We start from the raw sequence: 20,989 nt of genomic DNA, 5'->3' as shown, positions 1-20,989 counted from the left end.
TGAATGGCATCACCATTTTCCAAAGCCAATTGATGTAGGTGCTTAAATGTCATTCTATATTCTTTCAGAGTAAAAGTTACTAGTTTATATTCAATTCGAATTTCTTTCAAATGATCCCAAAGTGTATTGTCTCTTTGAGGATAAAGCTTTAGCGAGGATGGACTAGCACCGATTTGTTTTGATATATAATGTATGACTGAATCCGGGATGTTTTTGATATGAGTGTATGGCCAACCGGGATATCGAAGAACAGCTAATTGAACGGCGAACCCTAAACGGTTTTCTTCTCTCCTTCGCTTATTGATAATTTCTAAATCCCGTTTGGAAAAAGTGTAGTAGGTTCCTAGCACCCACTCGTCTTCAGGAATTTGCATAAGGACCTGTCGCTGTTCCGATGTAAGCAATTCTCTACCTCTCGCAACTTTCATACAGTATCATCTCATTTCTGTAATTGTTCAGTTAATTAGTTCAATTATAAATCAATAGAGTGTACTCTATTGATACAATTATAGTAGACTGATAAAATCATAGTTAAGAGTGTCTCATAAGACTTATCTCAAAAATGAGGTGATATTTTGCGGAAAATTGGTTATATACGTGTCAGTTCGACTAACCAAAATCCTTCAAGGCAATTTCAGCAATTAAACGAAATCGGGATGGATATTATTTTTGAAGAAAAAGTTTCTGGTGCAACAAAGAATCGCGGGCAACTTCAAAAAATGTTGCAGGATTTACAGGAAGGCGACATTATTTATGTTACAGACTTAACTCGGATCACTCGGAGTACGCAGGATTTATTTGAATTGATTGATTTAATACGAAGGAAAAAGGCAAGCTTAAAATCACTCAAGGATACATGGCTAAATTTATCAGAGGATAATCCATACAGCCAATTCTTAATTACAGTAATGGCTGGTGTGAACCAATTAGAGCGCGACCTTATCCGTATGCGTCAACGTGAAGGGATTGAGTTAGCAAAGAAAGAAGGAAAGTTTAAGGGGCGTTTAAAGAAGTATCATAAAAATCACGCAGGGATGAATTATGCAGTAAAACTATATAAAGAAGGCGGCATGACTGTAAATCAAATTTGTGAAATTACTAATGTATCTAGGGCTTCATTATATAGAAATCTATCGGAAAGAAACAAATAGTTTTTCCTGATTCTATCAAAAGGTGTATTTTTTCACCAACATTTTTAGGCATGAAATGTCGGTAATTATTATCTATTTTGTTTTAAAGTAAATATTGAAAGGGAGTAAACTTATGGATTGGCTAGAAAGAATGAACAATGCGTTAAACTACATTGAAAATAGCCTGGATGAAGAAATAGACTACAAAGAGATTGCAAAAGCAGCTAACTGTTCTGAGTTTCATTTTTCAAGAATGTTCTCTTCAATCTCAGGTGTATCGCTATCAGAATATATTAGACGAAGACGGTTAACACTTGCAGCATTTGAAATTCAAAAAAGTGATATTCGGATCATCGATGTGGCAATTAAATATGGTTATATTTCTTCTGATACTTTCTCACGTGCTTTTCAAAAAATGCATGGGGTAACCCCTTCCAATGCTCGTAATAGAGGGGTACAGTTAAAAGCCTTTCCCAAAATTTCCTTTCAAATTTCTATTAAAGGAGATACCGAGATGGACTACAGAATTGAAAACCTTGATTTTGAATTAAGAATTGTCGGAAAAAGCAAGCCAGTAAAAACAAGCAGAGCATTTAAAACAATCCCTACGCTTTGGAACACTGCGAAAAAAGATGGATTTATGCAAGAACTAGTAGATATGTCATGGGAAAATCCAAAATGCACGCTTGAAAGCCTTCTGGGGGTTTGCGGAAAAGAAGCTGCCATCACAGATGAACAATTTTCCTATTTCATGGGCGTAAGATACGATGGGGAATCCCCAGAAAATATGGAGACGCTTATTATTCCCGCAAGTACATGGGCAGTTTTTCCGAACATAGTGGATGCATGGAAACGTTTATATTCCGAGTGGGTCCCTACCTCCGAGTATGAACTTGCAAATTTACCGTGTATAGAATGTTATTACGGTCCGAAGCATAAACCAAGACACGAACTCTGGGTCCCTGTTATCCCGAAGTAAATTACATATTCAGTAATAGAATGCTGTTTATGGAGTAACGAAAAAAGAGCCTAATTTCTCAATTTAGGTGATGGGAAATCAGGCTTTTTATATTGGAAATTCCTTATCGTTGTAAATCCGCATTTTCCTGACGCCACCCCGTTATGTACGCGTCAGTTCGACTAGCCAAAATCCTTCAAGACAATTTCGGCAATTGAACGAAATTGGAATGGATATTATTTATGAAGAAAAAACTTCAGGAGCCACAAAAGATCGTGAACAACTTCAAAAAATGTTAGAGGATTTACAGGAAGGTGACATTATTTATGTTACAGATTTAACTCGGATCACTCGAAGTACGCAAGATTTATTTGAATTGATTGATTTAATACGAAATAAAAAGGGAAGCTTAAAATCACTTAAGGATACATGGCTAGATTTATCAGAAGATAATCCATATAGCCAATTCTTAATTACGGTAATGGCTGGTGTTAACCAATTAGAGCGAGACCTTATTCGTATGCGTCAGCGTGAAGGAATTGAGCTCGCAAAGAAAGAAGGGAAGTTTAAAGGACGGTTAAAGAAATATCATAAAAATCACGCAGGAATGAATTATGCAGTAAAGCTATATAAAGAAGGAAATATGACTGTAAATCAAATTTGTGAAATTACAAATGTATCTAGAGCTTCTTTATATAGAAAGCTATCGGAAGGAAAAAAATAAGCATTCATTACTTATATTAAAAATTTCCGGGGATTGTGAAACAACGTACCTAACCAAGCAGGCTATTTCTATAAGGAAGTATCAATATTTGTTTATCTAACTAGGCACGATCATCAAAGGGTTCCGAGTACATTTTAACGGAGATATACGCTAAACTCAGATTTAAAGCAAGGCTGTATTTTCCGAGAACACTTTATAAAAAACAACCTTAGTCAATCACAAACGAAGGTTGTTTTTATAAAGTCATGGTCTAATTAAAACAATTGCTGTCCCAAGAGCATACTTGAGACTGAAAAGGCACCAGCAGGTGGTAAAACATTAGTATATATGGGAGGTCCCAAACGGGGTGTAAAGGTTGTAGCAATCCAATTTCCATATTCACCAGCCAGCAAAGAGGGAGGTTTCATTATAAACCGTCCACTTAAAACGAAATGCCGAATGCTTATAGCGGTCTCATCAAATATTGTCAAGTTGCCAAAAAAGGAGGCATATGGTGAATCGAAACTTATTTGTTTAGCGCTTTCGTCCCAATACCCATTAATCGGAATAGGTATACCACGAAAATTAACTGTACCTACTACTTTGTTGTCTACAATGGAATCAATGGTAAGTATACCTCTAATAATGGATCTCCCCGCAATAGAAGCATCAATCCCCCATACGGATGGAAAGGGGATACTAACTTTGGCTGTCTTTGGAATTTTCAAAATTAACCTCTCCTTGATTATTTTATGTATGGATTGAGTTGTATTTAATCATAATCCTGTAGTAATGATACAGTATATGCACAGAGAATCACTTAGGTGTTTTGTTAAGAAAGAAGCATCAATAATCAATCAGCCTACTGTCTAGATGAAAAGAGTTTGCCTGACCCACGAAAAATATGGAACATTAATTCCTGCTGCTCATACATATGGTCTCGCATTTGGAAAATTTCTTAGCTTTAAAATAAATCATCTGATTCAATGAAATGTAATGCCTATCATCACCTATTTTTATATGTACCTCAGACGAATTCCTATACCTCCGTTACTCTTCGATCATATTGTATTTGTACGAGGTGGTGTAAAATGTTTAAATTATATTTAGATCCTGGTCACGGGGGAGTGGACCCAGGAGCTATTGGCAATGGGATGCAGGAAAAAGAAATTACCTTAAATATTTCCCATAGCATCCGGAATCTCTTGGAAAACCATTATGAAGGCCTGCAAATTAAAATGAGTAGAACAGCAGATATTACGCGCAGCTTGAAAGAACGTACAGATGATGCGAATGCTTGGGGTGCAGATTATTTCCTATCCATCCACGTTAATGCATTTAACGGTTCAGCTCATGGGTATGAAGATTATATTCATAACAGTTTGTCTGATTCATCGAGAACAGCGTTAATTCGGGACATTATGCATGAAGAAATTGTCAAAGTAAATAACTTGCATAACCGTGGTAAAAAAAAGGCCGATTTCCATGTACTGCGAGAAACCAGAATGCCCGCTTTATTAACGGAGAACGGATTTATTGATCATGCAAGCGATGCCCAAAAATTAAGAGACCCGAATTGGCGGCAAGCGGTTGCCCAAGGGCATGTTAATGGGTTAGCACGCGCGTTTAATTTGAAGAGAAAATCGACTAATCTGAAAAGCAATATGGCTATTAAACGTGTAATTGTTGACGGTGTGCAAGTAGGTGCTTACGCAGAAGAAGAAAATGTGTTGAGAACTGTAAAACGCAACCTGAGAACAGCACAAAGGATTATTATTGAAAATGTGTAGTTTCGTTGGGAAAACGGTTGCTTGACTGCGAGCACCTTAAAGTTTTATCAAAATGGATAACTAGGCTGGATGAACAAAATATACGCTAAGCCTTTGATGTGACGGGCTTAGCATTTTTTTCTTGCTCTAAGTTAGTCCGGCCGATATAAGCCAGGACTAGCTTAATATCAGATGAATAGAACGAAGTTGTTGAGGGAATTATAGGGGTACAGCCAACATTTCGGAAGTTTTGTACGCTAAGCGAATTTTAACTAAAAAAAGTCGAATTCCTGTACGCTAAGGAACCGACTTTTTTTAACTGACTTGTTCAACTAAACAAGCTACCGTTTGAAATAGAACTTTATACTTCACTATTAATAAGGATTTCACAAGTTAAATTAAGTTAGAATCTTTCCATATTCTTATACAATTAACTAAGGTTTTTTTTTGGAAAGAAAGTTTATATATATCTGGCATAGCAAGCTTCTTCCAGAATTCAAAATCGTATTGTTCATCAAAATAATTCATCATTAGTACCATAATATTTCCATGTGTTCCTACAACAACATTTTTGCCTTCATATTTATCTAAAGCCATTTCAATGCCTTTAATTCCTCTTTGTTGGGCACTCTTGTTTGACTCTCCACCTTCCCAAGAAAAATCAGGGTTGTCCCAAACCTTTCTAATTGCTTGCTCAAAATCATTAACATCTTCCTTCGTTAGCTTTCTTTCTTTAAATTCATCTACAATTTGAATCTCCCTGCCCAGTGTTAATGCTATTCCTTCAACCGTTTGTATAGCCCTTAAATATGGACTTGAGATAACATGATCAATGTTTTCTTCTCTTAGTAACTCTTTGACTTTGTAAGCATCTTTTAGTCCTTTTTCTGATAAGGGTCTTTTTAATTCCTCTGGTGTGTAAGTAGAATGGGCATGTCTAACCAAATACAAATTTGTTAGCATTGGAACCTCCTAATAATATGTATAATTATTTATAAATCCTTTTTTGTGGAATCACTCCTCTAACACCACCTGTGGGGTCATTAATATCGTTAAAGTATCTTGGTATTAAGTGTATGTGACAATGAAAAATCGTTTGACCTGCTGTCTCCCCACAATTCACTCCAATGTTGTAACCTTCCGGTTTATACCTTGAATCCAATAATGATTTACTTCTCTGAAAACAACGGTGGTAAAATCCCTAATAACAACGGTGTGAAATTCCCCAATAATAACGGATAATTATCTCAAAAACAACTTGGAGTGTAGAGAGATAATGATCAAGGATGGGGAATTTTTTATGATTAAAGAGTATCACTCAAAAGGTTGGACTCAGATTGCTATAGCAGAATTAACAGGCTTTGATCCAAAAACAATACGAAAATACTTAAATCAAAATGAGTTACCAAAGAAAAAAAAACAACCTCACGGTAAATTGAAAACAAGCCTTTTAGATCCATATAAAGACTATTTATTAAGACGGTTAAAGGAAGGTACCACTAACTGCGAAGTGCTTCTTGAGGAAATTCAATCTATGGGTTATCCAGGAAAGATGACTATTTTAAGAGATTTCATCAGACCTTATCGCCAGAAACCAAAGAAACAATCGAGTATCCGTTTTGAAACACCTCCTGGAAAGCAAGCACAGATGGACTGGGCAGAGATTGGAGAACATGAGGTTGATGGGAAGAAACAAAAGCTTTATGTATTTATCATCGTTTTAGGTTACTCCCGTATGAAATACATGGAAATTACAAATACGATGAATATGGAGCAGCTAATGAAATGCCACATGAATGCATTTGCCTATTTTAACGGCGTTCCTGAACACATACTCTATGACAATATGAAAACGGTAGTCACCTTACATAGTCCAACACAAATACGTTTTAATCGAAAGTTCGAAGAATTCCTAGCTTACTATGGAGTTGTTCCGAAAGCGTGTAAACCAGCAAGACCACAAACCAAAGGGAAAGTAGAAAGTGCGGTTGGTTACCTTAAGAAGAATTTTCTGCAAAGAAAACAAAAGAATACACTTCATGAGATGAATGAGATGTTAAGTGGATGGCTGGACAAAGTGGCCAATAAAAAACCGAATCAAACGACGCTTGAGCCACCTCTACAGCGTTTTGAAGAGGAACAAAAACACTTATTACATTGGAATACGAGACCCTTATTCCCAATAAGTAAATGGAAGGTTACTTACGTAACGGAAAGCAGCATGATTTCTTATAATGATCGAAACTATTCGGTTCCTTATCGTTATAAAGGGATGGAAGTAAAGGTGAAGGAAACTCTTGATCATCATTTAGAGATCTATTTTGATCTAGAGTGCATCGCTACTCATCCGATTATTTCTGGGATCAATAAATCATTAACGGATATCAACCACATAAAGAACATAAAAAAAGAGCCAGATGTGACACAAAACGGTTTGGCGACCCGTCACATTCAGCCCTCTAATCATGAAGTGGAACAACGTTCACTTCACGTGTATGAAGAACAATTAAAAGCTGGTGATCACAAATGAACGCACAACTTATAACTGAACGTCTTAAGAAAGTTGGCTTGGTTTACATAGCCAATCAATTAGATGGCATCCTAGAAGATGCCTCTAAACATAATGTAACATATTCTGAATTTCTAAACACCCTTCTTCAACATGAAATTGAACACAAAGAAGGTGCAGCACTAGAAACTAGAATAAAGAAATCAAAGCTACCGTTTCACAAGACTATCGAAGACTTTGACTTCTCATTTCAACCAAGTGTTAGCGAACGGCGTGTAAAAGAAGTAATAACTGGTCGTTATATTGAGAATGGAGAAAATATCTTATTATTAGGACCGCCAGGTGTTGGTAAAACCCACTTGGCGATAGGTTTCGCTATCGAAGCACTTCGTCAAGGATACACAGCTTACTACACCCGGGCCGATGATTTCATTACTTCCTGCCGCAAGGCAGAACAAAGGGGAACCACTTCTCGCCTGGTCCGATCGTTAAGTAGGTGCGATGTACTCATAATTGATGAAATGGGATACTTTCCGTTTGATGAGTTAAGTGCAGATTTATTCTTTCGTATCATTTCAAAACGTTATGAAAAAGGGTCAATTATTTTAACCTCTAACAAATCGTATATTGAGTGGGGGAAAATATTTGGCGATGACGTCCTAGCAACAGCGGTTTTGGATAGATTGTTGCATTACTCCACAACTTTCAATATCAAAGGACAATCATTTAGACTTCGTGAAAAGCAAAAAGCCGGCATACAACCGGCCGTTAATTAGTAATAGGGAATTTTGGACCGCTGAAATTAGGGAAAATAGAACCGCTGTTGACATCTCAATACTAATTTATCTATTGAAAGTTTTTCTTCAATAGTTAAACCAAAATAATCCTCACAGTGTCTCTTCGGTACTATTAACATATGACCTTTATTTACTGGGAATTTATCATAAAAACATTTAGCTTTATCATTTTCAAATACAACACTTTCAATATGGCCTAGTCACAGGGTTGCTGCTCTAGTCCGTCAGATGATTTACATAAAATGTAATTTCTGCAACCGACTTACTGAGGCAACCCTATAGCGCCTTGTCTAAATACCTATACAGCGTGGTCTTACTGATACCAGTCGCCACTGTAATTTGCTTAATTGTATAGTCTTTACTCTTATACATCTTAACAGCCATTTCCACTTTATCTTCTTTCTTAGTAGGTCTCCCACCTTTCTTTCCTCTTGATCTTGCTGCTTGAAGACCAGACTTTGTTCGTTCAGGGGTCCCGCCAACCAAATGACATAAAACCCACGTTAAGACATTTTTTGGAATTCAAATCCTTGATTTAGGTACGCTAAGGGTTGTAACTAAAATGAATATTTTTGCTATAGACGGCAATATTAGGGTGAGTACCAGCGAAGCTGTCACCATTTGCAATAAGGATACGTTAAGATTACAATAAGTTGTTTAAGTTTAACACTTACAATACGCATATCCACCGTACTGTTTTAGATTGATAATATATATTTTCATACTTAGATTCCATTATTATGTATAATAAAGTTAAAAAAATAATGACGCCACTTATGGAGAGTGTATTATGTCAAAAAATGATTCTACCAATTTCGTTTTACATGCAAAAAGTGACCAATTTTACTGGGAAGGAATTGGCCAACTGTCCATAAAAACATTTTGGGTGTTTTTGCCCATCCCCCCGAAAAGGTGGAATAAGGAGTACCTCACTGAAAGATTAGGGAAGTACTCCTTAAACATCGCTTACTCTGTTTCCGATATTACGTTTAATTGGGCTAATTCTTGAATAATTGCATCCAAATCAACAGACTCTTGTTGTATATTAAACTCGTATCTTCCATAGAAGTTAATATGTTGCCATGCAACTGGGGATATTTTTTTCATAACATCCGAATCTAGAGCCTTTGTTTCTCTGTAAGCCAACATATTAGATAAAATACTGGCATTGTAATAAATAATGCAATTGGAGAGTAAGCGACTGCATTCGCCCCAAATATGTTGATCATTTTCATTTTTGAAACGTAATTTTCCAAAATTGGCAAAGGATACTGCTTTGCGTAATTTATGATAACTTTCCCCTCGATTTAATGCCTTTTGAACATTCCGGCGTAAAGGGGGAGAATCAATATAATCCAAAAAATATAGACTTCTTATGATGTTATCGTACTCCCATAAAGCACGTTTGGTTTTGTTCTTCCGTGCATAAGCGCTTAGCTTACCAATAATAATGCTTTGTGTGGTTGTTTTAACTGCAAGGGATAACATAATTCGTTGAATATTTTCCCATTCCTCTATAATAAGATTCGTATTAATCTTTCGAACTGGCTTGATCAGGTTATCTCCATATTGGCTTGGATGTTTGAATCCGTAAAGAGATTTGTTGACCTTATCGTGAATATCCTTGTAGCGAGGCGCAAACTGATAACCAAAAAAGTTCAGGATAGCAAAATTCACTTCATTGGTTCCATGTGTATCCGTGGAATGCACATCAGGCTGAATATCAGTTGTGTTGTTAAATAAAATATCAAATACATAATGACTTTCATGCTCATTGGCCCCAATAATTCGAGCATTAACAGGGATATGGTTGGCTACCATTGTGTAGGAAACAATCCCTTTACCAAGACCAAAGTATTTAGGTGAATGACGGGAATTAATGGTATTGATTCGAGTCTCAACTTTCTGCCCGTCACTACTAGAATGAATCGTCTCCCCAATGTCATAATGTTTAAAGATTGGGAGTTTGGCTATTGCATTACTGATACAATCATTCGCTTCTTTTAAAGTCTCCAGACGAATAAAGTTATCAGATGTGGCAGCCAGTAACGGATAGCTAATATCAGAAATTTCCCCCATTCTCCCTAACCCCATGTTGGTTCCCCAAGCAATCAGACAGGCGACAAGAATTCGATTGTCTTTATTCTGTTTGGCATAACGTCCCAAGATGTGCTCAAATGAGTCAAGGAATTGACAGTGCTGTTGAACAAAATGCAAGACACTCCTAATGTCTATTTGCTTTAATGTATCGTAGAATGAGTGATTAATAGATTCTGTGTCACGAGTATAAGGTAATGTCCATCGGGTATGTGAACCCCGTTTTTTGATTTGAAGATGCTCATTTTTCCCAGATGAAATACTCTGGTTAACTTTAGTAATGCGATCTTCTAATCGCTTCTCAAGCTCCACTAAATGACTATGAATGGGTTGGTTGAAAATCGTCAGACCAGTGTCAGCGATCAACATTTCTTTCTGTTCCCATTGACGATCATTGATCAGGTCATCCTCAAAACTGCGAAATCGGATACTATCACGACAAAAAATATCTCCTGCTTCCAAACGGTTGCGTAGGAGGCGATAGACTAAAAATTCATATCGATCTGCTAAAATTGTTTTTTGTTCATAGATATAACGCTTCACACCATCGGATATGAAACCATTTGGCAAATCATCTGAGTGATATTGTCCTAACGCTTTATTCTTATTAAAAGCAGTTTTCATAAAATTCACTGCTTTAATTAATGGATCATTTGGTGAAGGAGCTACGAAATCAACCTGCAAAAATATAGGTCTTAAATAACGTTTAAATCGTCGTGCCTGCTGACCAATATGTTCCCATTGGAAGGCAGTTTCATCATATTTTATATTTGTAGTAATCTGTTTGGCTACGGATTCCAGTTTCTGACGTTCCAAAATAGTAAATGCACGGTCTTGAATATCCCTAAAGGGAGTATTGGCAGGAATATGATCATCAGTGAATATTTTAAGCAGTTCCCCTGCTTTTTTGATGTCTTGATTACTCTCTGTATAGCACTCGTAAACTCGTTCTTTTGCTGCTAATTTAGCTTCATCTGCATACCCCCTTACACTATATATGAGGGTATTGATCAGGTTGTCATGCATCCGTTGATAACGATGGGATACAAAACATAACAAATAGACATAAACAATCCATACATTCAGCCGTTTGAGCTTGTAGACAGAGTAGTAACTTACTAATGAAGCATAGTACTTGATGCTTTCGTTGGAAATACCTAACTTTGGTAACAGTTCTTGAGCAAGGTAATATAAATGCTGTATTTGTTTACCACGATTCATTTCAAGCTTTATTTCAGTGGCGCTAAAGTCTTTCGGTTCGTGTTTCAGTAGTGTTATTTCATACAGCCCTGAAGAATCTTCAAGTAATCGATCTAAGGATTCCATATCATTCTGTTTTAGATGATCCTGCATCAATGAAATTAATCGGTTTTGCTCATGGGTTATTGCCTGTCCTGTCATATCTTGCATAAAACTATAGCCAGGAACAACAATGCAGTTTTCAGACAAATAATTCATGATTTCTCGAAAGATGTAAATCGGCTTACCACAAAACGCCGCAGACTTTTGAGCTTTTTCCTCCATCTTACGCCGTTCTTCGGCACCGCAACTGTGGTAGTTAAATAATTTAAGAATCAATTGTTGTTGTTTTAACCTAGTGGACTTATCAATTGAACTCAAGTCATCAATTTGACTGTTGTTGAAATGTTCCTTCAGAATATATTGAAGATCCTCTTCTACCTCATGGAGGTCAAATGTAAAAAATAGTTGTCTGGCTTTGAAATAACCCAGTTGTAAAACGAAATAAGCCTTAGATTTGACAGAACGCAATGTGTGTAGCAGCTCTTTCTCTGGCTGTGAAAGAGAAAAATAAGAACAGCGATCTTCGTATGAGAAACCTGGTCTGTCATAAATGATCTTTACTTCATCTTCGCTAAGAATCCTCAACCGTTTTTGGGTAGTTGTATTATTCTCCATATTCATATTCCAATCTCAAATTCCCTGACTACTTTATAAAATGAGTTCTTTTTCAACCCAAGTAAACACATGAACTCAACGCCCGTGATCTCTTTATTTTTCCACTTCGGATAGTGAGAATCTAATAATTGGCGCTGTTCATGGGAAAGGGTCCGTAAATTAAGCTTTGGTCGTCCCAAATGTCTACCTTGAGATTTGGCGAGCGCTATGCCTTCGGCTTGGCGCTGTTTGATTTTTTTTCGTTCTTGTTCGGCCACATAAGAGAGAAGGTTTAGAAACTGATCTTCCATTAACTTTCCGATATCTCCCATCTCTCTATATTTACGACTATCAAATAACGTTTCGTTTTCCAACACGACAATATCTGCTTGAATGTTCCTTGTAATGTGTTTCCATTCATAGATAATCCCTTCGTAATCCCTCCCCAATCGATCTAGGGCATCCAGATAAAGGAGATCCCCTTTCTGCAGGATACGCTTCATCGTCTGGTAGCTGGGGCGATTAAAGTCTTTTCCACTTTGTTTATCAACAAAGATCATTCGCTCTTCGATGCCTAAAGCTAACATTTTTTTGATTTGACGTTCTTCATTCTGATCTGTAGATGAAACGCGAACATAACCGATCTTCACAATGAACTTCCTCCAGAAGATATATTTTCTTCTACTATTTTACTATATTTAGTTTCTAAAGGTATGACGATTTTAGTAAACGTTTATAAAAATATTTTCATAGATTTATAAACGCAAGAACCACCCTTTATTAGACAGGTTTTAAAAGTACACCTTTATAAACAAAAAAGAACCCAAAGAATTGAGTGTGGAATTTTTGCTCCACGTACGGACCATTTAGTTGAACAAGAGATAAATTAAATAGCTAAGGATTGTGAAGTATTTTATAATGATGAATGCTTTTTATTTTAGTCTAAAAATAAGAATAAAAGGGGTTGTTTAAAAAAAACAATAATATATTGCATATGGATAATGATTTATTGTAAAACGATAAATAAGTGAGGTGCATTTTTATGAAACGAGGAACAACTGTTTTTTTAAAGATAGCTGTTTTTCTTATTGGGATTACGGTACTCGCCTTGTGTATATTTTGGTTGCCTTGGTTAGCAAATGATACGGCAGAAATGTTTCCGGAGTTTGCTTTTTTGCAATATCCTGTATTAATCGGTTTGTATGTAACTGTGATACCATTTTTCCTTGCTCTGTATCAAGCTTTAAAACTTTTAAACTACATTGAAAATAACAATGCTTTTTCGGAATTGTCTGTAAAGGTTTTGAAATATATAAAATACTGTGCAATTACAATCAGTATCTTATATTTGATAGGGACCATCGTTCTTATGTCTCAAAACGCCTTACACCCAGGAATAGCAATTATCGGATTAACAATTATTTTTACTTCTGTTGTTATTGCAGTCTTCACTGCGGTTCTTCAGAAATTATTAAAAAACGTTTTAGATATAAAATCAGAAAATGATTTTACGGTCTGAGGTGAAACAGTGGCAATTATAATCAATATCGATGTGATGTTAGCTAAAAGAAAAATGAGTGTAACAGAACTATCTGAAAGAGTTGGAATCACAATGGCTAACCTTTCTATTTTGAAAAATGGAAAGGCTAAAGCGATTCGATTATCAACTTTAGAAGCTATTTGTAAGGCATTGGACTGTCAACCTGGGGATATTCTTGAATATCAAAGTGACATTGACAATCAAGAATCAACCATTTGATAGTTTAAACACATTAAGAAGGAATGTCATAAAATTGTTGAATTTTAACTAATGATAGTTGGCTAAAAGAGAGGAATGGACTAAATGGCTAAAGAAATGTTTGTGCAAATAAGTGATTGTAAACTATATGCTAAATTGATAGGGGAAAATAATGGAAAACCAACAATAATAATGGACGCTGGATATGGAGACTTTTCCAAGGCTTGGGATTCAGTAATTGGGGATATTTCAATGCTCTCTAATGTTCTAATTTATGATAGAGCAGGACTTGGGAAAAGTGAAACAAGTTCAAACCCCAGAACCAGCCGTGAGATGGTAAAAGAATTGAAGGAACTTCTTATTGAAGCCAATATTAAACCTCCGTACATATTAGTTGGTCACTCATTTGGTGGAGTTAATATGCGGATATATGCAACTGAATATCATAATGAAGTTTGCGGACTTGTCTTAGTTGACTCTACGCCTGAAGATTACAGAGAAAGATTTCTCCCAACGATGTCACAAGATTTTCAACAAGCATACAACAAGCAATTTGTTTATGAAGGCAATTATGATGAATTTATGGAAAGTCTAAAGCAATTAAAAGAAACCAGACTTAAATTAAATGTCCCATTAATTGTTCTTTCAGCTGGTAAGAAAGCTCATTATTCAAAGGAATCACAAGAGTTATGGAATGACATGCAGAGAGAGATTCTTGAAATATCCTCAGATGGTGAATTGGTGATTGCTGAAAACAGTGCTCATTTTATACAAAATGATGAACCAGAAGTAGTAGTTAGTGCGATAAAAAAGCTAATTGACATTTTTAAAAATTAAATTGTGGAGGATAATACTTAAACCTTAAACTCCCTCAGTTTAATACGATTTTCTCCCAACCCAAATACTCGCTATCGGGGTGCGTTAGTTTATTAAGTAATTTTATGGAAGAGGTCAGAATTTAGTTATTCCATTAAATGGCGCTATTCTTGCATAAGGAAGCGCCTTTTAACGGGGATTTGTTTTTAGGGAGATCCCTTAATCCACCTTTTCGAGGGGATGGGCAAAAACACCCAAGTTATTTTTATCTATATTGTGTTTATTGTAGCAGTAAATATTTTAGGGAAATCAGCTCTAGCCCAACTTACCCCTCATGATTTTGGAGCGATTCTTTTTTTATCTTAATCGAAAGTTAAAGGAAAGTAGATATCCTTTACCTGAGCTGTTGTCTAATTTAAGAACAACAGGATATCCGGATATTCACGATAATGAATATGCGATTTTGGAAGCAACAGGTGAAATTAGCATTTTTCCAAGAAAAGAATTAGTTCCTATTACTCCAAAAGATTTACATATGAAAGTGGAATACCGCGGATTACCCATAGCCGTTGTCATTGAAGGGAAAGTGCAAAAGCGTAAATTAAAATTTATCAACAAAAATGAAAAGTGGTTAAAGGAAGAACTAAAGGCAAAGGGATATCTTCAAATCAAAGATTTTTTTTATGCTGCTGTTAGAGATACCGATCATTCATTAACCATTAACAAAAAAGATGTTAACGACTAATTTTAAGACGATTTCCTCCCAATATAAATTAATGTTTTCTCTTATTTACTTCTTATTGCATTTACCACTTTCATTTTCCAAATTTATAAAAAATTATACCTATATTTAGGAATTTACCAGATGGTAATTTTCAAAATCACTAAGTCTCTAGTTAGGACAGTGCCCAGATCATTACGCCTTTCTTGATGTCAGAACTTTCCCAACCTTAATTCTCTTTTTTTCGTTCTTAATATCTTATACAAGTTCTTATAAAGGTAGTCCATAATATATAACAGACAATCCCTTCATATTCCATACGTATACTGGTTACATAGTTTGTACATGTTAAGAGTAACAGAAGGAGGGATTCCAGTTGGAGTGGATTTTTTATCTATACCTGTTAAATACGTTCTTTATCTTATTCATAGCAATTTGGGAAGTTCGTCGGCCTGCCAAGGCTTTGAATTGGATAATAATCGTCCTTTTTTTACCTGTCATTGGTTTCTGGCTATATCTTAGCATATCAAACCCTAAGTTTATTCATCGAAAAAGATTGACCTGTTCTAAAAATGAATCTAACAAATTACCTGAGACATTCGGTGCTTCAGCATCGGTAATTGCCAATGCTTTACGGCATTTCACTGTGAATGGGCTTCGAATGGGCCAAGTCCAAGTGTTTAACAATGGGATAGCAAAATATGATCAACTCCTTGTATCCCTGCAAAAAGCCCAAGAAACCATTGATCTGGAATATTTCATCTATCGGAACGACCAAATTGGTAATCGAATCACAGAACTGCTAATCGAAAAAGCATTAAATGGAGTGCAGGTTCGTTTTATGAGAGATAGCTTGGGGAGTTATAAATTCCCGCGTGAAAAAATCCGGCAGATGGTTGAAGCAGGGATAGAATGCAGGACAATATTTCCTCTGCGATTTCCCTGGATTTTGTCCAATTGGAATTATCGGGATCATTGTAAGATTGTGACGATTGACAGAAAGGAATCCTTTACTGGCGGTATGAACGTTGGGTATGAATATACAGGATTAAAGCCAGACGTAGGATTTTGGAGGGACACTCATTTGCAAATTATAGGGGAAGCAACAGGCGACTTGCAGACTGTTTTTGATGTTCATTGGGAAATCGCTGTGCCGGAAAGGATAAAATCAAAAACAAATTTGAAAACAAAATCAGAGGTAACGAAAATCAATTCAATCGGCAGAGCAGATCATTCCAAATGGTCAGCCGAATTGGGATCAGAGTTGAGCACCCTTGATGATAAAAAAATGGACATATCCGGAAAAACTAGGACATTGCATAAAGCGTATATCCATACGTTGGAAGGAAACCCTGGAATTCCTACCCCAGTCATTCGGCAAGCTTACTTTATATGTATAACACAGGCGACCAAGACTATTGATTTAACAACACCCTATTTTGTACCAGAAACGGATATTATCATGGCATTAAAGACAGCAGTAACTCGTGGTGTCCGTGTAAGATTGCTGGTTCCTCGCCACAATAATCAAAAAATCGTGGGTCTTGCAAGCCGTACTTATTACGGAGAACTTATAGAAGCTGGAGTTCAAATCTACCAGTACGACAAAGGAATGATACATGCGAAGGTGTTGACCATCGATGAGGAGATTGCTGCCGTAGGCTCAGCAAACTATGATATGAGAAGTTTTCGCCTGAATTATGAGGTGTGTCAAGTCGTGTACAGTGCTGATGTGACAAGGGAACTCACAGAGCAGTTCGAGAGGGATCTTACTGATTCTGTACCATTAAGAATTGAAGACTTGGTGCAACGATCCCTGACCGAGCGCATTGTTGAACAGGGTGCTCGCGTGCTTTCTCCATTATTATAAGTTGAAAAAACCGGTATTATTTATCTTTCTGATTTTAATTAGCTTACATGTTGTAATATAAATATTTTAAAACATGAGGATTTTTGAAATCGAGTGAAATATAAAATGGAGGAATAAATTTTGGGTGAAGTTTTTTTGGGTTTACTGGCAATCAAAGTCATAGTAGGTTTTGCAACTTTATTTTTTATCATTATCATAACAGGCAGAACATCCATCTATCAGTTAAACCCCGTTTCACTTAGTTTTTGTGTTAGTACTTGGAGATTTTTTAGGAAATAACATTTATGAAGATAAGGTAGGGATTTTTCATTTTTTATATGCCATCGGATTGTGGACGTTTCTTATGTTGGGAATAGAGTTTATGACTCTAAAAAATAAATCGACACGTTCTCTCTTATTAGGCAATCCTAACATCATCATTCGAGATGGTGTTATGGACAGAAAGTTACTTACAAAGAACAAATTGGATGTAAATCAAGTATTGAGTATACTCCGTCAAAATAATGTCTTTTCAGTTCGCGAAGTCAAATACGGTATATTGGAAGCTAATGGGCAAATAAGTTTATTATTAAAATCCAAGTATCAAAAACCAGATCTCAATCTTCCAGAAAGTCCAGTAGACCTCCCAACATCGTTAATTATAGATGGGGAAATTTTATGGGATAATTTACATGAACTCGGATTTGATCAACAGTGGTTAGATAACCAATTAACTACCAATGGATATGATAATGTAAAGCGTATACTTTACGCAGATTGGCGAGAGCGTGAAGGCATACATGTAAGTCCTAAATAAAATTTGTTAGGATAAGAGCACATCAATTTTCTTGGTGAATATAAACTTTAGTCTTCAACAATCAGGCGCTTTAATGAAGTAACTAAAGCCTAATTTTTCACTTATAACACCGAGAAATTAGACTTTTTATATTTTGGTTTCCTTAACGTTGTAAATCCGCATTTTCCTGACGCTACCCCGTTATGAAAAAAATATCCCCAGTTGCATGGCAACATATTAACTTCTATGGAAGATACGAGTTTAATATACAACAAGAGTCTGTTGATTTGGATGCAATTATTCAAGAATTAGCCCAATTAAACGTAATATCGGAAACAGAGTAAGCGATGTTTAAGGAGTACTTCCCTAATCTTTCAGTGAGGTACTCCTTATTCCACCTTTTCGGGGGGATGGGCAAAAACACCCAACTACTTCTCTTCGTCTTTTTACTACTCGTATACTTTTAGACATAATAAAAAAAGAGCCCCCTATCTGAAACGAATTTCAGACGGAAGCTCTCCGCATATGTACTATCATTATCTTCATTTGGTTACACGTAGCACCTTTTTACTATGCGACAATAATTCGCTAATGCCTACGTAGGACGTTTGCGGTTTGTTCCCGCTCAAGTTAAGCGTTAAAAACTCCGACAAACAGCTTTATACCGCACCCTAAAGCACATTTGGTTTCCTTTGTCATATAAGACGTGGTACCGGAAACCACCGCTCTATCCGACTGAGCTATGGGCGCATGATAATAGAAAACACTTCATTTTCTTCTCATAATAATAGCAATAAAATCCATCTAAATCAATAAAAATATCCCCGTAATCCTTTATGACGCTTAGTTATGAGTATATTAACAAAGCACCCCCCTAAATTTTCCAATCATAAATTCACCCCAACTCACAAATTATAATCTTTGAATTGATATTCCAAAGGGGGCTTCATTCAATGACTGTAATTACGAAATTAAAACAAACTGTTTCTGGATTAAAAAGTGCACAAGCTAGCTTAGAGGGATTCGCTCTTGATACGGATAACCAACAAGCTAAGCAACTTTTCCAAACAGCTGCACAGCAAACACAAACGATTATCGATTCTTTAAACCCACGCGTTGAAGAAGTCAAACAAGAAGAACCACAATACTCACAGCAATAACGAATCAGTCTTGCTGTGAAATAGAAAAAGGATGATATGCAGTCATCCTTTTTCTATCACATTACATATTGCAATAGAAATGGAATGATAATCATGCGAAAACTCGGCCTCATAACCGCATTATTTGCCCTTCTATGTAGCTCTTTTACCGGATGTGATAATAGTCCCTTAGATAAAAAAGTGAAAGAAGAAGCAAAACGAACGGAGAAAGAGAAAGGTCCCAAATTAACAAAGACGAGTACGGAATCATTTAATCAATCTATATCACAAGGAGCCAAGAAAAGAGCTCTCGCTATGGATGAAATTATAAAAAGCACAGCAGTGAATTCAAATTTAGATCTCTACATAGCAGTTACACCGGAGCACCACGAAAGGTTTGGATTAAAACCTTTACGTAAGAAGCTTCAAAAGCAGATAAGTGATGAACATCCTACTTTCGACGTTCGTGTAAGTACAGATAAAAAAATCTTTATGTTACTCGAAAAGCTTGAAAGAAAGATTAAGGAAAAAAAAGTATCTAAAGATGAGATTAATAAGCAATTAAAGCTCATCGGGAAAAAAATGGAGTCTAACACTTAACGCTTTTTAAAAGAAAAGGAAGGATCGCAATGTCTAGTAAAGATAAGAACTTAACCCCTGTACAACAGGAGTATAAAAAATTTGAGCAAGAACGAGAACCGAAGCGCCCTGTCTTGAAAAATTGTATAAAAGCCTTTTTCGTCGGTGGCTTTATTTGCTTCATTGGACAACTCATTTCTACGTTTTATATCACATATTTTGATTTCACTGAGCGTTCCGCAGGAAATCCAACAGTCGCAACTCTTATTTTCATCTCCATGTTGCTAACTGGATTCGGCGTATACGATCGCCTCGGACAATTCGCTGGAGCTGGCACAGCTGTACCTGTTACTGGATTTGGGAATTCCGTAATCGCAGCATGTATTGAACATCGGACTGAAGGATTCGTACTCGGCGTTGGAGGAAATATGTTTAAATTAGCCGGCTCCGTTATTTTATTTGGTGTATTTTCAGCTTTCGTCATCGCACTTATTAAAACGATTCTCGTTCAATGGGGAGGGCTATAAATGTTACAAGGACACCGAACATGGGTATTCGAAAACAAACCAGTTATTATCTCAACGGGGGTAGTTGGTGGACCGTTTGAAGCGAATGGAAATATACCTGAAGACTTCGACACCCTCCATGAAGATTTATGGCTCGGACAAGATTCTTACGAGAAGGCGCACAAAATTTTATTTGAAGAAGCTTGTAGCCGCGCTACTGAAAAAGCCAAGCTTCGTAAAGACGATATTCAATTTGTACTTGCAGGAGATTTAATTAATCAAATTACTCCAACAAGCTTTGCCTGCCGTACACTCGGAACACCATATCTCGGATTATTCGGCGCATGTTCTACTTCAATGGAAGGATTAGCACTCGGGGCGAGCATTGTAAATGCAAAAGGCGCAAAGTATTTATTAACTGGAGCATCCAGTCATAATGCCGCTGTAGAAAAACAATTCCGATATCCAACTGAATACGGCGGTCAAAAACCTCCTACCGCACAATGGACAGTAACTGGAGCTGGCGCAGCTATTTTAAGCGACACTGGACATGGTCCTAGAGTAACATCTGCAACAATCGGACGAGTGATTGATATGGGATTAACAGATCCTTTTAATATGGGTGGCGCGATGGCCCCAGCGGCTGTCGATACGATTGAAGCCCATTTACGCGAACGACAAATTGATGCCTCTTATTACGACTTAATCGTAACAGGTGACCTTGGACATGTCGGTCGTGAAATTGCCTACGACCTCCTACATAAACACGGAACAAAAGTAACGAGCGAACAATTCCAAGATTGCGGAATCATTATTTATAGAGACGGACAACCAGTCATAGCTGGGGCGAGTGGACCAGGATGTTCCGCAACAGTCGTGTACGGTCATTTATTAAACCGAATGAAAAGAGGAGAGTTCAATAAAATACTTGTCGTTGCGACAGGCGCTTTACTATCTCCACTTACATTCCAACAAGAAGAAACGAT

The 20,989-nt window shown here is 36.6% G+C and carries 23 protein-coding genes and 3 pseudogenes; 18 read left to right on the top strand and 8 right to left on the bottom strand.

What is annotated here, in order from left to right; genetic code table 11:
- A partial coding sequence (locus BAQ44_RS08820) for a DUF4158 domain-containing protein (protein WP_131801852.1) occupies positions 1 to 428 on the bottom strand: 428 nt, incomplete at its 3' end.
- Between the two features lie 147 nt (positions 429 to 575).
- Here BAQ44_RS08820 and BAQ44_RS08815 point away from each other — a divergent pair.
- From BAQ44_RS08815 to BAQ44_RS08805, 3 genes are all read left to right on the top strand, one after another.
- A complete protein-coding gene (locus tag BAQ44_RS08815; RefSeq protein WP_048548526.1) occupies positions 576 to 1,151 on the top strand; it encodes a recombinase family protein in 576 nt (191 codons plus the stop codon).
- 112 nt (positions 1,152 to 1,263) lie between these two features.
- Entirely contained in the window at positions 1,264 to 2,109 is an 846-nt protein-coding gene (locus tag BAQ44_RS08810; RefSeq protein WP_000383881.1) for an AraC family transcriptional regulator, read from the top strand.
- A gap of 127 nt (positions 2,110 to 2,236) precedes the next feature.
- Positions 2,237 to 2,812, top strand: a complete 576-nt coding sequence (locus BAQ44_RS08805) for a recombinase family protein (RefSeq protein ID WP_033656251.1) — start codon at positions 2,237 to 2,239, stop codon at positions 2,810 to 2,812.
- Between the two features lie 254 nt (positions 2,813 to 3,066).
- On the opposite strand, the gene BAQ44_RS08800 is transcribed toward BAQ44_RS08805, so the two are convergent.
- Positions 3,067 to 3,519: a hypothetical protein gene (locus tag BAQ44_RS08800; RefSeq protein ID WP_000701227.1), complete on the bottom strand. Its 453-nt coding sequence runs from the start codon at positions 3,517 to 3,519 to the stop codon at positions 3,067 to 3,069.
- 363 nt (positions 3,520 to 3,882) lie between these two features.
- On the opposite strand from BAQ44_RS08800, the gene BAQ44_RS08795 reads away from it, so the two are divergent.
- Positions 3,883 to 4,581, top strand: coding sequence for an N-acetylmuramoyl-L-alanine amidase family protein (locus BAQ44_RS08795; protein ID WP_000475617.1), 699 nt, complete (start codon positions 3,883 to 3,885; stop codon positions 4,579 to 4,581).
- Positions 4,582 to 4,953: 372 nt separating this feature from the next.
- On the opposite strand, the gene BAQ44_RS08790 is transcribed toward BAQ44_RS08795, so the two are convergent.
- Together BAQ44_RS08790 and BAQ44_RS08785 are read right to left on the bottom strand one after the other, a co-directional pair.
- On the bottom strand, positions 4,954 to 5,523 hold the full coding sequence (locus BAQ44_RS08790) for a histidine phosphatase family protein (protein ID WP_000957215.1): 570 nt from the start codon (positions 5,521 to 5,523) through the stop codon (positions 4,954 to 4,956).
- A gap of 25 nt (positions 5,524 to 5,548) precedes the next feature.
- The gene (locus BAQ44_RS08785; RefSeq protein WP_014315595.1) at positions 5,549 to 5,722 is read right to left on the bottom strand and encodes an HIT family protein; all 174 of its coding nucleotides are present in this window, start codon (positions 5,720 to 5,722) and stop codon (positions 5,549 to 5,551) included.
- A 114-nt stretch (positions 5,723 to 5,836) separates the two neighbouring features.
- Between BAQ44_RS08785 and istA the strand changes: the two genes are divergently transcribed.
- Both istA and istB read left to right on the top strand, forming a co-directional pair.
- Entirely contained in the window at positions 5,837 to 7,090 is a 1,254-nt protein-coding gene (istA, locus tag BAQ44_RS08780; protein WP_000588560.1) for an IS21-like element ISBce16 family transposase, read from the top strand.
- Complete coding sequence (gene istB / locus BAQ44_RS08775; protein ID WP_000993737.1) at positions 7,087 to 7,845, top strand: IS21-like element ISBce16 family helper ATPase IstB; 759 nt, start codon at positions 7,087 to 7,089, stop codon at positions 7,843 to 7,845. Before istA ends, istB begins: the two co-directional genes overlap by 4 nt.
- 26 nt (positions 7,846 to 7,871) lie before the next feature.
- Here the strand turns inward: istB and BAQ44_RS31780 are convergent, their stop codons facing one another.
- Both BAQ44_RS31780 and BAQ44_RS08765 read right to left on the bottom strand, forming a co-directional pair.
- Positions 7,872 to 8,057 (bottom strand): HIT family protein, encoded by a 186-nt coding sequence (locus BAQ44_RS31780; RefSeq protein ID WP_078214948.1) that lies wholly within the window; start codon positions 8,055 to 8,057, stop codon positions 7,872 to 7,874.
- Between the two features lie 85 nt (positions 8,058 to 8,142).
- Positions 8,143 to 8,334, bottom strand: a pseudogene (locus BAQ44_RS08765) (helix-turn-helix domain-containing protein); the annotation flags it as partial.
- Between the two features lie 322 nt (positions 8,335 to 8,656).
- Here BAQ44_RS08765 and BAQ44_RS31355 point away from each other — a divergent pair.
- Positions 8,657 to 8,749, top strand: a pseudogene (locus BAQ44_RS31355) (AraC family transcriptional regulator); the annotation flags it as partial.
- Positions 8,750 to 8,832: 83 nt separating this feature from the next.
- Here BAQ44_RS31355 and BAQ44_RS08755 read toward each other — a convergent pair.
- Together BAQ44_RS08755 and BAQ44_RS08750 are read right to left on the bottom strand one after the other, a co-directional pair.
- Entirely contained in the window at positions 8,833 to 11,880 is a 3,048-nt protein-coding gene (locus BAQ44_RS08755; RefSeq protein WP_012477907.1) for a Tn3 family transposase, read from the bottom strand.
- A gap of 2 nt (positions 11,881 to 11,882) precedes the next feature.
- A complete protein-coding gene (locus BAQ44_RS08750; protein WP_065382358.1) occupies positions 11,883 to 12,509 on the bottom strand; it encodes a recombinase family protein in 627 nt (208 codons plus the stop codon).
- A gap of 392 nt (positions 12,510 to 12,901) precedes the next feature.
- Between BAQ44_RS08750 and BAQ44_RS08745 the strand changes: the two genes are divergently transcribed.
- The 11 genes and pseudogenes from BAQ44_RS08745 to spoVAD all read left to right on the top strand — a co-directional run.
- Positions 12,902 to 13,378, top strand: coding sequence for a DUF2975 domain-containing protein (locus BAQ44_RS08745; protein ID WP_000820334.1), 477 nt, complete (start codon positions 12,902 to 12,904; stop codon positions 13,376 to 13,378).
- A gap of 9 nt (positions 13,379 to 13,387) precedes the next feature.
- On the top strand, positions 13,388 to 13,618 hold the full coding sequence (locus tag BAQ44_RS08740; RefSeq protein ID WP_000974627.1) for a helix-turn-helix domain-containing protein: 231 nt from the start codon (positions 13,388 to 13,390) through the stop codon (positions 13,616 to 13,618).
- Positions 13,619 to 13,702: 84 nt separating this feature from the next.
- The gene (locus BAQ44_RS08735) at positions 13,703 to 14,434 is read left to right on the top strand and encodes an alpha/beta fold hydrolase (protein WP_001040756.1); all 732 of its coding nucleotides are present in this window, start codon (positions 13,703 to 13,705) and stop codon (positions 14,432 to 14,434) included.
- A gap of 219 nt (positions 14,435 to 14,653) precedes the next feature.
- Positions 14,654 to 15,158, top strand: a pseudogene (locus BAQ44_RS08730) (DUF421 domain-containing protein).
- A 352-nt stretch (positions 15,159 to 15,510) separates the two neighbouring features.
- Entirely contained in the window at positions 15,511 to 17,004 is a 1,494-nt protein-coding gene (locus tag BAQ44_RS08725; RefSeq protein WP_000454745.1) for a phospholipase D-like domain-containing protein, read from the top strand.
- 247 nt (positions 17,005 to 17,251) lie between these two features.
- Positions 17,252 to 17,800, top strand: coding sequence for a DUF421 domain-containing protein (locus BAQ44_RS30290; protein WP_002029079.1), 549 nt, complete (start codon positions 17,252 to 17,254; stop codon positions 17,798 to 17,800).
- 182 nt (positions 17,801 to 17,982) lie between these two features.
- On the top strand, positions 17,983 to 18,123 hold the full coding sequence (locus BAQ44_RS30800; protein WP_000724271.1) for a hypothetical protein: 141 nt from the start codon (positions 17,983 to 17,985) through the stop codon (positions 18,121 to 18,123).
- 609 nt (positions 18,124 to 18,732) lie between these two features.
- On the top strand, positions 18,733 to 18,939 hold the full coding sequence (locus tag BAQ44_RS08715; RefSeq protein WP_000216164.1) for a DUF1657 domain-containing protein: 207 nt from the start codon (positions 18,733 to 18,735) through the stop codon (positions 18,937 to 18,939).
- A gap of 93 nt (positions 18,940 to 19,032) precedes the next feature.
- The gene (locus BAQ44_RS08710; protein WP_071721503.1) at positions 19,033 to 19,518 is read left to right on the top strand and encodes a YhcN/YlaJ family sporulation lipoprotein; all 486 of its coding nucleotides are present in this window, start codon (positions 19,033 to 19,035) and stop codon (positions 19,516 to 19,518) included.
- Positions 19,519 to 19,547: 29 nt separating this feature from the next.
- Positions 19,548 to 20,024, top strand: a complete 477-nt coding sequence (gene spoVAC / locus BAQ44_RS08705) for a stage V sporulation protein AC (protein WP_063263108.1) — start codon at positions 19,548 to 19,550, stop codon at positions 20,022 to 20,024.
- Positions 20,025 to 20,989, top strand: a 965-nt coding sequence (gene spoVAD, locus BAQ44_RS08700; protein ID WP_071721502.1) for a stage V sporulation protein AD, incomplete at its 3' end; no start/stop codon positions are given.

The sequence above is a fragment of the Bacillus mobilis genome (genome assembly GCF_001884045.1).
GTDB lineage: Bacteria > Bacillota > Bacilli > Bacillales > Bacillaceae_G > Bacillus_A > Bacillus_A mobilis.
This window is presented reverse-complemented; position numbering and strand designations above follow the sequence as displayed.